This is a genomic window from Bradyrhizobium sp. USDA 4506, assembly GCF_054058795.1.
In genome coordinates this window covers 869,806-882,780 of the sequence record NZ_JBSSBM010000002.1, presented here as the reverse complement: position 1 = coordinate 882,780, position 12,975 = coordinate 869,806, and the positions used below count along the sequence as shown (strand labels likewise).

The following is a 12,975-nucleotide window of genomic DNA, read 5'->3' as shown; positions in this document are numbered from 1 at the left end:
TTGGTCACTCGAATGACGCCAACCCCACAGTGTCGTCCCGGCGAAGGCCGGGACCCATACGCCGCAGCAGTTGTTGTGAGAGGGACTCGCCGTTGCAGCATCGCTTAACAATTTGTATTTGGGGTTATGGGTCCCTGCTTTCGCAGGGACGACACTGAGTGTGTGAATCGTCCGAGCTTTGCATCTCGTTCCGTTTTGCAAAAGAGGCTTGCGCCGTCGGGCAACTCAGTGATTGCCGCTGGCGCCCTGCCCGGCTGGACGGCCTCGCCGCGACAACCAGGCTACGGCGCGATCCATATCCCAATCACGATGATGGCCAGTGAGACGGCAATGACCAGCATATCGGTGGTGAGCCAATCGGGCATTCCGTTTGATGGCTGCTCGCTCATGTCCGCGATTCCTTCTGTTCGCGTCGAGCCAATATGCTGGAGCGGACCGGCGCGAACGAGGATGAACTGGTTCACATAAAGCTAGGAAAAAGCGGCAAATTCCGCGTGTTTTAGCGCGCGCAAGTTGCGCCACACGGTCGATCTGCCGCGCAGGTTTCTGAACATGTTCGGCAACGCCGCCGCTTCGGCACAGTCACCATCGTCGTCGTTCAACGCGCTGCGAGAGGCGGCTGAACGTCACCGGATTGTCGGCGCAACCCGGCGCCGACCTGCCGCCACGCGACAGGCCGCACACGGCCGACGAAGCGGCCGAGGTGTGGACTCGCCGCCCCGTCCTGATCCTCACAGCACCTTGCGCTGTGCGAGGTTCTTCATCAGCGCACCGACGCCGAAGGTCCAGGGCTCGCATTCGTCGCTATTGCGCATCCGGTTGACCAGCTTGCCGAGCTGCGGTGCGGCGATGGTCACGATGTCGTCGCGCTTGTGGGTAAAGCCCTCGCCCTTGGCATCGCGATCCTTGACCGGCGCGAACATCGTGCCGAGGAACAGCGCAAATCCATCAGGATATTGATGCACGGGGCCGATGGTCTGGGCGACCAGATCGGTCGGGTCGCGGCTGATCTTGCTGATCGAGGAATGGCCCTCGAGCACGAAGCCGTCTGCGCCAGTCACGGTCAGGCCGACATCCATCTTCCTGACATCGTCGAGCGAGAAGGTCTGGTCGAATAGCCGGAGCAGCGGGCCGATCGCGCAGGAAGCGTTGTTGTCCTTGGCCTTCGACAGCAACAGCGCCGAGCGCCCCTCGAAGTCGCGCAGATTGACGTCGTTGCCCAGCGCGGCGCCGACGATCTTGCCGGCGGCGGAGACAACAAGCACGACCTCCGGCTCCGGATTATTCCAGGTCGACTTCGGATGCAGCCCGGCATCCATGCCTGATCCGACCGAGGACAGCGTCGGCGCCTTGGTGAACACTTCGGCGTCGGGACCGATGCCGACCTCGAGATACTGGCTCCAGGCATTCTGATCGATCAGCACCTGCTTCAGTTTCATCGCCTGCTCGGAGCCGGGCTTCAGCTTGGAGAGATCGTCGCCGACCAGGCGCACCACTTCCTTGCGGATCGCGTCCGCCGAGGACGGATTGCCGCGCGCCCGCTCCTCGATCACGCGCTCCAGCATCGAGATCGCGAAGGTGACGCCGGCGGCCTTCAGCACCTGGAGATCGACCGGCGCCAGCAGATGCGGCCTGGCCTTGTCGCGGCCGTCGGGCGGGGTGTTGGCGAGGATCGCCTCGAAATCGCCGATCCGCTCGCCGCCCGTGGCGCGCAGCGCGGCCGCGGGATCGCTTTCCTCGCAGAGCGCGCTCACCGTCGGGAACCGCGCCGTGACATCGAACACACCGTCTGCCCGCACCGCGACGACGGCCGGCCCGCCGGCCTGCGGCAACCAGACCCGCCCGACCAGCGTGCCGGCGGTGCCGTCCTCCGGCAGGACGTCTTTTGGCGTGAGCGAAATCATCGGCACATCTCCCTTTTTGGTTTTGTCGGCTTGTTAGCACAGTCCGCCCGGCGGCGTGAAACAGCGGTCACGGCATTGTCATAGAGGGGTAACATCGCCCGTCAATGCTGCCGTCCGATCCATCTAACACACTGAAAGACGGACCTTCATGACGACCTCAGCCCTCACCGACGAAGCCTCCCGGGATGAAGCCTTGCGGGACGAAGCCTTGCGGGATGAAGCCTTGCGCGCCCGCATCCATCAGGAGATGGCCGACAGCCTCGACGAGGAACTCGAGCTCGAGCTCGACGACATGAGGCTCGACGAGCTCGACCATGACGGCGCCGCCGGCAGGCCGTCGATCGACCGCAAGTTCTATTTCCGCGAATTGCTGCGGCTGCAGGGCGAACTGGTCAAGCTGCAGGATTGGGTGCAGCACGAGAAGAAGAAGGTCGTCGTGCTGTTCGAGGGCCGCGATTCCGCCGGCAAGGGCGGCGTGATCAAGCGCATCACCCAGCGGCTCAACCCGCGGGTCTGCCGGATCGCGGCGCTGCCGGCGCCGAACGAGCGCGAGCGCACGCAATGGTACTTCCAGCGCTATGTCTCGCATCTGCCGGCCGGCGGCGAGATCGTGCTGTTCGACCGCAGCTGGTACAACCGCGCCGGCGTCGAGAAGGTGATGGGGTTCTGCAGCGACGAGCAGTATGAGGAATTCTTCAACTCGGTGCCGGAATTCGAGCGCATGCTGATCCGCTCCGGCACCGTCCTCCTGAAATACTGGTTCTCGATCACCGACGAGGAACAGGCGTTCCGCTTCTCGATGCGGATCCAGGATCCGCTGAAGCAGTGGAAGCTGAGCCCGATGGACGTCGAGGCGCGGACCCGCTGGGAGCTCTACACCAAGGCCAAGGAAACGATGCTGGAACGCACGCACCTGCAGGACTCGCCGTGGTGGATCGTCGATGCAGTCGACAAGAAGCGCGCCCGGCTCAACTGCATCTCGCATCTCTTGAGCCAGATCCCCTATCAGGCGGTCACCCACCAGCCGGTGGTGCTGCCGCCGCGGGTGCGCAACCCGGACTATCACCGCGGCCCGATCCCGCAGGAGATGTACGTGCCGGGACGATATTGATTCTGGGCACGAGCACGCTCTGTCCTCCCCCGCTTACGGGGGAGGATCACTAAATCGCGATTGCAGATTGTGAGGCAGCTCACTGGTCCTTTTGCGCCCTCCCTTTAAACCAGAGGTTGCTCGCAATTCGCGGGCTAGAAGGAGGCGTACGCTATGTTGAAAGAACATCTTGAAAGCAAAAGCTCGGCGACCGACCAGCCAGAAAGCTATAAGGGTGTTGCGACACATGCTATCCAAACCCTTGACCTTAGTTGGAGCGCGCCTATTCGTTACGGCGATTGCAAGCTGTCCGGCTTCTTGAACGGCACCCTGAACAACGGCCCCACTCTCAGGCTTCGTTCTGACGGAACAGCAGAATTGCTGGCAAAATTTTTCTCGACCGACGACGGTGATGTTTGGGTTATCGATCGTCTCGTTCTTTTGGACATTCACGGGACGGTGCTTTTTCAATTTCCACACCTTTCAAGCCCAGAAACCCAGACAGACAACCAAGTGCTCGATTGGGTAGCCGAACTGAGCTTCCCCGCCGTTTTCTTTTCTTCGGTCACAGGGGCGAACATGACCTATCGTTGCTAACCCCTAAGGGCGCGGTTCGCGGCTTATTCGACCTCCCCCACAAGCGGGAGAGGTGAAGTCCGGCACGTAGGCGACCGCGCCCTCGCCTTGCCTACCAATGGTGCAGACGCGCGCACTTGCTGGCACCGGGTACCGACGCTAGGCTTCCCCCGATCTGGTGCAGGGAGGCCCGCTTGACTCAATCCGACGACATCAAAATCTCCGAAGATCGCCGCGACGCGCTGCGCTATGCGCTCGGGATCGGCGGCGGCGCGGCGCTCGCGGCCGCGATGGCAACGCCGGCCTCGGCGCAGACGCCGGCCGACAACACGCTGGATCGCATCCGGGCCAACAAGGTGCTGCGGATCGCGGTGCTGCCGGGCGAGCTGCCCTATTTCAACAAGGACCTTGCCTCGGGCACCTGGTCCGGCTTCTCGATCGAGATGGCCAACGATCTGGCCAAACTGCTCGACGTCAAGCTGGAATATGTCGAGTCGACCTACGGCAATTCAATCCTCGATCTGCAGGCCAACAAGATCGACCTCGGCTTCGCGCTCAACCCGACGCCGCAGCGCGCGCTGGTGGTCGATTTCACCAATCTGGTGTTCCCGCATCCGTTCGGCGCGATGCTGAAGAAGGGGCTGGAAGCCAAGACCTGGGCCGACATCAACAAGCCCGAGGTCAAGATCGCTGTCGACGTCGGCTCGGCCAACGAGGCGGTGGCGCGCCGCTTTGCGCCGAACGCCACCATCAAGTCGCTGAAGTCGCGCGACGAGGTGATGCTGGAAATGTCGTCGGGTCGCGTCGACTGCGTGGTCAACGCGCTGGTGCTCGGGCTGACCGCGATCGCCAAGAATCCGAACCTCGGCACCTACAAGATCCTGGCCTCGCCGTCGGTGACGATCGCGAGCGGCACGGCGGTACGGCGCGAAGCCGACAAGCGCTGGCGCGATTTTCTCTCGGTTTGGATCGACTACAACCGCGGCATCGGCCAGATGCGCGAATGGTTCGTCAAGGGCCTCGGCCTTGCCGGCGTCAAGCCCGAGGATGTACCGGTGGAGTTGAGTATCTGAGGCGATTGCCGAGACGGCAGTGATCTCCCTCTCCCGCTTGCGGGGAGGGCCGGGGTGGGGGTGTCGCCACAAGCGACACCCTATGTATGGAGAGAGCCCCCACCCGGATCGCATCTAACGATGCGATCCGACCTCCCCCGCAAGCGGGAGAGGTCAAGCAACTCACACCTTGTCGTAGGTCAGCCCGCGCTCCAGCCGCCTGGCCACCAGCGTCGACGGGAACAGGATCGCGAAATAGATCAGCGCCACGATGGTGTAGACCTCGAGCGGCCGGTAGGTGTCGGCGTTGATCAAGGTCGCGTTGTAGACGAGATCGGGTACCGCGATGATCGAGACCAGCGAGGTGTTCTTGAGCTGCGTGACCGACTGGTTGACATAGGGCGCCATCATCGGCTTCAGCGCCTGCGGCAGGATCACGAGCCGCATCAGGCGCCAGCCGCGGAAGCCGAGCGCCTTCGCCGCGTCCCACTGCCCGACCGGCACGCTCTCGATCGAGCCGCGCACGATCTCGGCATAGAACGCGCCGCCATAGAGCGACAGCACGCTGACGGCGGCGACATGCGCCGGGATGTTGACGCCGATCACCACCGGAAACGCATAGTAGAACCAGATGATCTGCACCAGCAGCGGCGTGCAGCGGAATGTCTCGATATAGGCGATCAGGAGCCAGTCGATCACCGGAATGCGCCGCAGCCGCAGCATGCCGACGATCAGGCCGATCAAGGTCCCGAGGATGATGGTGCCGATGGTGTAGGCGATGGTCCAGCCGAGCCCGAGCCAGAACAGATGGCTGTACTTGGCAAGGATGCCGAAATCCCAGACGTAGTTCATCCTGCCCCTCGGTTGCCGCGCGCTTGATCGCCAAACATTGCAGGCGGCCTCGCGCAAGTCACGCGATATACCGGCCGGGCGAAAATGCCTTGACCTCAAACGGCGGCGCATCGCCCGCGATCATCGCCGCAATTGCGGCGCCCGTTCCGGGGCCGGTGGTGAAGCCGATATGCTGGTTGCCGAAGGCGAGCCAGAGTCCGCGATGCCGCGGCGCCTTACCGATCATCGGCAGGCTGTCGGGCAGCGTCGGCCGCGCGCCGCGCCAGCGCTCGCCGACCGCATCGCCGAATTCGACCACGCTGCGCGCCATCGGCACCACCGCCTCGAGCTGCGAAAAATTCGACGGCGCGTCGCGCGCGGTGAGCTCGACGCCGCTGGTGACGCGAACGCCCTGCTCCATCGGCGTCATCAGAAAGCCGCCCTCCGCATCATGGATCGGCCGCAGCAATTTGCGTGCCGGGTTCGGCACGAAATGCTGATGATAGCCGCGCTCGAACGCCAGCGGCACGCGATAGCCGAGCGGCTGCAGCAGCTCGGCCGACCACGGCCCGAGCGCGACCACGACATGGCGCGCGGCGATCTCGCCGTCGGCGAGCTGCACGCGCCAGCCGTCGCCGTGCGGCTCGATCCGCCGGATTCCGGATTGCCTGATCGTGCCCCCGCCAGCGGCGAACATCTGCGCGTAGGCCTTGACCACTGCGCCGGGTGAATCGACCGATGCCGTCTGCGTGTGCAGCAGGCCGACGCTATAGGCAGGAATGATGTTGGGCTCGAGCGCGGAGATCGCCTGCCGATCAAGCACCTCGCTCCGGATGCCGAACTCGGCGAGCGCTGCCTGCTCAGCCTGGGCGGCGGCGAGCCCGTCGCTGCGCCAGGCCTTGAGCCAGCCGGTTTCGCGGATGCGATGGCCGGCGCCGGCCTGCACGATCCAGTCGCGATGCAGCTTCAGCGAGGTCCTGATCAGGCCGTGCAGCGCGGCGGCGCGCGGTTTGGTCTGCGACGGCGTTGCCGCCGCGAGGAAGCGGATCACCCAGCCGGTATTGGCGAGCGCCCACGCAATGTTCCAGCGCAGCGCCGGATGCGCGTTGGTCAGATATTTCGGCAGGTTCTTCAGCAGCGACGGCGTATTGAGCGGCAGGATCGAGCCCGAGGAGATGATGCCGGCATTGCCGTAGGAGGTTTCGCTGCCGGGCTCGCGGCGATCGACGACGACGACGGAGAGCCCGCGCTGTTGCGCGGCGAGGCCCGCCGAGACGCCGACCATGCCGGCACCGAGCACCGCAACATCGACCTGCTCTGTTGGTTCGCCCTCGCTCATGGCGTCACATCAAGGTCAGGCCGCCATCGACCGGCAGCGTCGCGCCAGTGACGTGGCTTGCTTCCGGCGACAGCAGGAAGGCGACGACGGCCGCGACCTCGTCGGCCTCGGCCAGCCGCTGCATCGGATTGGCCTTTGCGACGCTCTCCCAGGTCGCGGTATCAAGCGCGCCGAACAGGCCGGGATCCTTGCGGGTGTAGCCCGGCATCACGGCGTTGGCGGTGGCGCCTGACGCGGCGAGCTCGATCGCGAGCGACTTCACCAGCACCTCGAGCGCGGCCTTCGCGGCGGCCGATGCCGGATAGGTGGCGCCGGGCACGAAGCGATGCGGCCCGAAGCTCGACACCGCGACGACGCGGCCTTGCGCGCTGCGCGTGAGGTCGGACAGCGCCGCCGCCGCGATTTCATGGAAGGCCGCCGCCATCACCGCGAAGGCGCGCTCCAGCGCCTCGCGCGGCAGGCCGGCGAACTCGCGCCGGTCGGCAAAGCCCGCGGCGTGCACGATGCTGTCGATCGGCCCGAACGCGGCCCGCGTTGCCGCGACCAGCGCGGTGCCGGCGCCGGCCTTGGCGAGATCGCCGGTGCTGACCTCGACCCTTGCGCCCTTGCCGCGGCATTCCTCCGCAACCGAATTCAGCCGCGCGAGGCCGACGGCGGTGGTGCCCTGTCCGTGCAGCATCAGGGATTGAGCGGGGCCGGCGAGCCGGCGCGCGACTGCGGCGCCGATGCCGGAGCCGCCTCCGGTGATGATCGAAATTCGCATGAGGTGCGTGCTGTCAGTGCGATACGAGACAGCGAACTATAGGTTCGGCGTCACGAAATGCAAACCGCGCCCCTCGCCGTCAGTTTACCGCCGCGTTCAACGCCAAATCAGCGCCACGGTTCGACCAGGATCTTGGTGTGCGCCTCGGGATTGGCGAGATCGGCAAACGCCTGCGCGACGCCGTCGATGCCGACGCGGCCAGTGACCAGCGAGGCGGCATCCACCTTGCCTTCCGCGATCAGGCGCAGCGAATAGGCAAATTCCTCGGGCGTGTAGCCGAGCACATATTGGACGTTGAGCTCCTTGATGATGCCGAGCATCGGCTCGGACTTGTCGGTCTCCATGCAGACGCCGACCACGACGACACGGGCGCTGCGCGGGGCGCCCTCGAACACCTGCTGCAGCACGCCGGGCACGCCGACGCATTCGAAAATCAGCGCGGGCTTCAGCGGCGGCAGCAGCGCCTGCATCGGCGGCCGCGCCGCCTTCTCCGCGTCGGTCATCTGGGCGTGCTCGGCCCAGCTCGCATAGGGCTGCGTCTTGGCGGGATCGACCACCACATCGGCGCCCATCTTCTCGGCGAGCAGGCGCCGCGCCGGCGAATAATCGGCAGCAACGATCGGTCCAAGCCCCCTGATCTTCAGCGCCGCAATCACCGCCAGCCCGACCGGTCCGCAGCCGATCACCAGCGGCACCTCGCCGCCCTGGATGTTGGCCATCGCCACCCGCATGCACGCCGACCGCAAGCGGCTCGGTGAGCGCGGCGTGCTCGGCCGCAAGCCCGTTCGGCACTTCGAGCAGCAGCGGCTCGCTGAGCAGCATCTGCTCGGCATAGCCGCCGAGATAATCGTTGGAATAGCCGATGCCCTTCGGGCCCTCCGGCGTCAGCAGCGCCGGCAGCGAGCACACTTTCGTCCCGGGCTTCAGCTTGCGCGTCGTGTTCGGGCCGTAGTCGAGGACCTCGCAGCAGAACTCATGGCCGAACACGACGTCGCGCGACAGATCCATCGGCGTGCGACCGGGCAGGAACTTGCTCAGCTCCACCATGCGGTGGGCATGCTTGCGTGCGTGCAGATCGGAACCGCAGATGCCGCAGGCGAGCGATTTGACCAGCACCTGGCCGGCGCCGGGCTTCGGCTCGGGCACCCGGTCGACGACCATCTCGCCGTTCCTGAAGATCGCTGCGCGCATATTCCCTCCCGCGTGGGTTTTGTCCCACTCATTTTGATGCGTATTTCGTCTCGCGAAATGCTGTCGCGGATCAAGTCCGGGACAAGCTTTCGCCGCAGGAGGCTATAGCACGGAGGGTCACCACGTATAGCGCATAACGCCCTTGCCGGCGTAAGACTGTGTCACGTTGGAGAATTCGCCCTCGAAGGTCGCAGCCGCCGACCAGCCGTTGCGCCACTTCAGCTCGGCGGAGGCCGTGGTCAGCGCCGAGTCGCTGGCCTGCGCCGCGCCGTTGACCACGAAGGCCGCGCCGGGCAGCGTCTGGAACACCGCACCAACGGTGCGGTCCGGATTGAAGTCATGCGCCCAGGCGACGCGGCCGCGCAGCGTCACGATGCCGCCGTCGACCGCGAACGACTTGTCGGCGCGCAGGCCGAGTTCGCTCCTGACGTCGGTGACGCTCTTCGCTGCATAATTCAGCGCGAAGGCGCCGCCGCCGGAGGCCACGCTTTCCGCATAGGCCGGCAGCTCGAAGCTCGTGAACTGCGCCGCGGCGTAAGGCGTCAGCCCGATCCACGGCGTGGCAGTGCGATAGCCGCCCTCGAGCCGGCCAGACCAGGCATTGGCATTGAAGTTGGCGCGCAGGTGATCGGCGCCGGCCGCGGTGACGATGCGATCGGTGGTGACATCCTGCCAGCCATAGGCGAGCGCCGCGCTTAAGTACGCGGCGCCGACGCTGTGGCGAACGAATGCGCCGGCCTGGAACAGATCGGAGCGACCCCAGCCGAGACCGTTGACGCTGAAGCTGGTGGCGCCGCCGGCGAGCGCAAAGCCGGCAATGGTGTTCGGCGAGAAGCGGTAGTCGGCGCCAACCGCGGTGCCATAGAGGCTGCTGCTGGTGTTGTTCGAGCCCAGCACCGCATTGCCGCTGGTGGTCTGCGAGCCGCCATAGCCCGCCGCCCATACGCTCCAGCGCTGCTCGAAATCGACCAGCCGCGGCGGCGCCTTGGTGTAGATCGCGGCCAGCGCATCGCGCGGCTCGCTCTGGCGCGCCGCATAGGCGAGCGGCATGCTCTTCTCGGCGAACGGCGTCGCCCCCGCGCCGCCGCCAAACCCACCATCGCGCCCGGCGACGAACGGATCGGTCAGCAGACCGAGGAACAGGCCCATCGCGTTGAACGTCGCCTGCTGCGAACCGGTCGCGCCCTCGCCCGAGGCCTGCGTCAAGCCGGCCGGCGACAGCCCGGCGAACACCGCGTTGATACCGCCATTGGCGTTGAAGAAGTTCTGCAGTGTGGCGGCGACGTTCTGCTGATTGACGTTCAGCTTCGACTTCGCGCCGTAATCGAGCGTGAAGTTCAGATAGGTGTTGCTCGCGTCATAGCCGAGCGTCGCGACGAGGTTCGACGGCAGCCCGGTTGAATCGACACCGGCGAACGTGCCGTTGCGGCCGCCGGCCGCCGACAGGATGGTGTATTGCTTGGCAATCGTACTGCCGGCGGCGACGCTGACGCCGACCGATCCGGCCAGCTTCGCACTGCCGCTCACCTTGGCCAAGGTGGACGCCGTCGAATTGAGCCCGACGAGGTACAGTGCCCCCGACTGGAAGGCGAGGTTGCCCGCCACGTTCAGGGATGTGCCTGGTGTCGCGTTGCCGGGCATCAGGATGCCGCCGCTTGCAATCGTCGTGTTGCCGACGGTGCCGATGCCGGAGAGCGCGCCGCCGGCATTCACCGTGGTGAGGCTCGACGAGGCGATCGAGCCGTCGACCTGCAGAATGCCGCCATTGACGACGGTGGTGCCGGTGTAGGTATTGGTGCCCGACAGGGTCAGCCTGCCGCTGCCGGTCTTTTCAAAATTCGCCGGACCGGTGCGACCGCCGCCGAAACAGCCACAGATATGGAATGGGTTCAACGGATCGAAGTCGGCAAGCACGCCGCTGAGCGTCGTCGAGAGATTATTGCTGCCAACGGCGAGGGTGTTGCCTGAGCCGATATAATAGAAGCCGGAGCCTGCGATCGAACCCGCGGTGATGCGCCCGTCGCCGTTCAGCCCCGTGCTGAGCGAGAAATCGACCAGTCCGGTGCCGTTGGTGATGAACTGTGCGTTGCCGCCGGTCGCGTTGTTGAAGAACTTAATGGTACTGCCGGCTTCAGTGGTAATGGTGGCGTCGCCCGCGGTAGCGAACGCCGTGAAGATGTGTTGGCTGCCGGCCTGGTTGTCGATAATCGCATTGCCCGCGGTGGCATAGGCATCGAACTGGAGAACGCCGCCAGCCCGATTGACGATCGTCGCGTTGGCCGCGGTCGGCGCCTCCACCGGGTTGATACCGACAGATCCGAAATAGAGCACGCCGCTGTTGTCGAAACTGGCGTTCGCCGCCGTGCTGTTCTGAAAAAAGGCGACCTGACCGCCCGCGAGCGTAACGATGGTTGCCGAAGCCGCAGATGAGGACTCGAAAAACTGCGTCGAGCCGCCATTGGTGCCGTTGGTGATGGTGGCCTGCCCTGCATTGGTGTGGCCCAGAAACACCGCGGCGCCGCCGTTGGAGTTGTCGATCACGGCCTTGGCGGCCGTGCTGGTGTCGGAGCCGCCGGGAGGACCAAACGCGTCGCCGAACACCACAGTGCCGCCGTTGGTGTTGGTGAACCTGGCGTTGCTGGCAGAACTGGTGTCGCGGAACACTGTGAGCGCACCATTGGTGTTGCTCACGGTGGCATTGCCAGCGGTGCTGCTGTCGCGAAACTCCGTGATGCCGAAATTCTGGTTGACGATCGTCGCCGTCGACGCCGTGGTGGAATTGTAGAACGTCGTGGTGGCGATCCCGTTGAAGCCGTCGTTGACGATCTTGGTGATGCCCGCGGTGTTGGCATTCACGATGTCGAACTTGCCGTCGACGGCGACCTCGCCGACGATTGAAGCGGTGTGGCTGGCGTCGCCGAGTTGCAATGTCGCGCAATCGCAGATCGTGGTGCCGCCGGTGTAGGTGTTGGTGCCGAGCAGCACCACGCGGCCGAGGCCGCCTGAATTATCCAGCACGGTCAGCTTGCCGGGGCCGTTGCCGTCGGCGATGTTGCCGGCGATCGTGAGCGTGACGCCATTGGCATCGATCGCGCTGCCGATGGCCGACGTATTGATCTTGAAGTTGTTGGCGAAGGTCAGGTTGCTGAGGCCGTCGGCCTGAAACGAGGCATTGTCGAGCGTGACGGTGCCTGACCCGACCGAACTGTTGTTGCTGACGACAACGGTCGTATCGACCACCAGCGTGCCGCCGGAATAGGTGTTGGCGCCGGAGAGCTGCACATTGGAGAATCCGGACGCGGACGAGTCGATCAGGCGCAGAACCCCGGCGCCGACGCCGTCGGCGATCACGCCCTGGAGATTGACCTGGGCGCCGTTCGCATCGACCGTGCCGCCGGCCGCATTGACCGCGATGTTGTTGGCGAAGGCGACGCTCGAGACCGTCGGCGACTGCATCTGGAACGTGCCGCCATTGAGCGTGATGGCGCCGGTGCCGACCGAATCCGCATTCGTCACCTGCACGGTTCCGGCGGAGATCAGCGTGCCGCCGGAATAGGCATTGGTGCCCGCGAGCACCAGCGTGCTGTTGCCGAGCTGCTGCACCATCGCCGGACCGCCAATGCCGTCGGTGAGGTTGGCGTTGATCGTGATGGTCTGGCCGTTGTTGGCCTGGTTGATCAGGCCGCCGGTCGGCCCGGACAGGCTGAAGCCAACCGGGTTGCCATTGATCGTGTAGGATTGCGAATTGGCGGTGAAGGTCCAGGACCCCGGCAGCATCAAGCCGGGCCCGATGGTGACCGTCGCCGATCCCGATGAATCGAAAATGGCTGACTGGTTCGGGAGGATCGGTGGCGCGCCGGCCGACGTGGTCGACCAGTTGGTCGGGAGTTCGTAGACATCGGTGCTCGTCGAGCTGCCCGTGCCGCCCCAGGTGTAGCTTTGCGCTTGTGCCGAGCCGGTCGGCAACGCGATTGCGCTGGTCAGGGCGCAGAGTGCCAAGGCCATCGCAGCGCGAGACGACCGACCGCCTGACAGGAAAAAGAACGAACCAAAATGCACGTACCCGACCCCCAAACGCTCTGCGGCGCTCTTGGGGCTAGGGTTAGCACGCGGCGAACCGTGAGGTTGCCGATCGTTTCCGAAATCCGGTGATTCAGCGATCCGAGATCAAAGATTTCGGCCCGACTGTTGTACCCGCGCAACGCTAGTTGAAGCCGGCTTCGCAACCG

9 protein-coding genes and 1 pseudogene are annotated in these 12,975 nt (G+C 65.1%); 3 read left to right on the top strand and 7 right to left on the bottom strand.

From position 1 onward, the window contains the following. Positions 1-731: 731 nt before the first annotated feature. Complete coding sequence (locus ACVIHF_RS06470) at positions 732-1,904, bottom strand: fumarylacetoacetate hydrolase family protein (protein WP_229190791.1); 1,173 nt, start codon at positions 1,902-1,904, stop codon at positions 732-734. 247 nt (positions 1,905-2,151) lie between these two features. Between ACVIHF_RS06470 and ppk2 the strand changes: the two genes are divergently transcribed. The 3 genes from ppk2 (at position 2,152) to ACVIHF_RS06455 (ending at position 4,643) form a co-directional block, all read left to right on the top strand. Beyond that, positions 2,152-3,015 (top strand): polyphosphate kinase 2, encoded by an 864-nt coding sequence (ppk2, locus tag ACVIHF_RS06465; RefSeq protein ID WP_253610070.1) that lies wholly within the window; start codon positions 2,152-2,154, stop codon positions 3,013-3,015. Positions 3,016-3,168: 153 nt separating this feature from the next. Continuing rightward, on the top strand, positions 3,169-3,591 hold the full coding sequence (locus tag ACVIHF_RS06460) for a DUF6294 family protein (protein ID WP_028331873.1): 423 nt from the start codon (positions 3,169-3,171) through the stop codon (positions 3,589-3,591). Positions 3,592-3,764: 173 nt separating this feature from the next. Beyond that, the gene (locus ACVIHF_RS06455) at positions 3,765-4,643 is read left to right on the top strand and encodes a transporter substrate-binding domain-containing protein (RefSeq protein ID WP_253609694.1); all 879 of its coding nucleotides are present in this window, start codon (positions 3,765-3,767) and stop codon (positions 4,641-4,643) included. A 162-nt stretch (positions 4,644-4,805) separates the two neighbouring features. Here the strand turns inward: ACVIHF_RS06455 and ACVIHF_RS06450 are convergent, their stop codons facing one another. From ACVIHF_RS06450 to ACVIHF_RS06425, 6 genes and pseudogenes are all read right to left on the bottom strand, one after another. Then, complete coding sequence (locus tag ACVIHF_RS06450) at positions 4,806-5,474, bottom strand: amino acid ABC transporter permease (protein ID WP_074128493.1); 669 nt, start codon at positions 5,472-5,474, stop codon at positions 4,806-4,808. A 58-nt stretch (positions 5,475-5,532) separates the two neighbouring features. Then, positions 5,533-6,792 carry an NAD(P)/FAD-dependent oxidoreductase gene (locus ACVIHF_RS06445; protein WP_253609695.1) on the bottom strand — a complete coding sequence of 420 codons (1,260 nt, stop codon included), beginning with the start codon at positions 6,790-6,792 and terminating at the stop codon, positions 5,533-5,535. A gap of 4 nt (positions 6,793-6,796) precedes the next feature. Beyond that, positions 6,797-7,555, bottom strand: coding sequence for an SDR family NAD(P)-dependent oxidoreductase (locus ACVIHF_RS06440; RefSeq protein ID WP_253609696.1), 759 nt, complete (start codon positions 7,553-7,555; stop codon positions 6,797-6,799). A gap of 107 nt (positions 7,556-7,662) precedes the next feature. Then, on the bottom strand, positions 7,663-8,274 hold the full coding sequence (locus tag ACVIHF_RS06435) for a zinc-binding dehydrogenase (RefSeq protein ID WP_456791871.1): 612 nt from the start codon (positions 8,272-8,274) through the stop codon (positions 7,663-7,665). 127 nt (positions 8,275-8,401) lie between these two features. Further along, positions 8,402-8,716: pseudogene (locus tag ACVIHF_RS06430) on the bottom strand (alcohol dehydrogenase catalytic domain-containing protein); the annotation flags it as partial. A 147-nt stretch (positions 8,717-8,863) separates the two neighbouring features. Next, positions 8,864-12,751, bottom strand: coding sequence for an autotransporter domain-containing protein (locus ACVIHF_RS06425; protein WP_456791870.1), 3,888 nt, complete (start codon positions 12,749-12,751; stop codon positions 8,864-8,866). Positions 12,752-12,975: the final 224 nt, after the last annotated feature.

Bases quoted from the DNA above. Each gene is read 5' to 3' on its own strand.
- ACVIHF_RS06470 (WP_229190791.1), bottom strand. From the start codon at position 1,904: ATGATTTCGCTCACGCCAAAAGACGTCCTGCCGGAGGACGGCACCGCC.
- ppk2 (WP_253610070.1), top strand. From the start codon at position 2,152: ATGGCCGACAGCCTCGACGAGGAACTCGAGCTCGAGCTCGACGACATG.
- ACVIHF_RS06460 (WP_028331873.1), top strand. From the start codon at position 3,169: ATGTTGAAAGAACATCTTGAAAGCAAAAGCTCGGCGACCGACCAGCCA.
- ACVIHF_RS06450 (WP_074128493.1), bottom strand. From the start codon at position 5,474: ATGAACTACGTCTGGGATTTCGGCATCCTTGCCAAGTACAGCCATCTG.
- ACVIHF_RS06445 (WP_253609695.1), bottom strand. From the start codon at position 6,792: ATGAGCGAGGGCGAACCAACAGAGCAGGTCGATGTTGCGGTGCTCGGT.
- ACVIHF_RS06440 (WP_253609696.1), bottom strand. From the start codon at position 7,555: ATGCGAATTTCGATCATCACCGGAGGCGGCTCCGGCATCGGCGCCGCA.
- ACVIHF_RS06435 (WP_456791871.1), bottom strand. From the start codon at position 8,274: ATGGCCAACATCCAGGGCGGCGAGGTGCCGCTGGTGATCGGCTGCGGA.
- ACVIHF_RS06425 (WP_456791870.1), bottom strand. From the start codon at position 12,751: ATGGCCTTGGCACTCTGCGCCCTGACCAGCGCAATCGCGTTGCCGACC.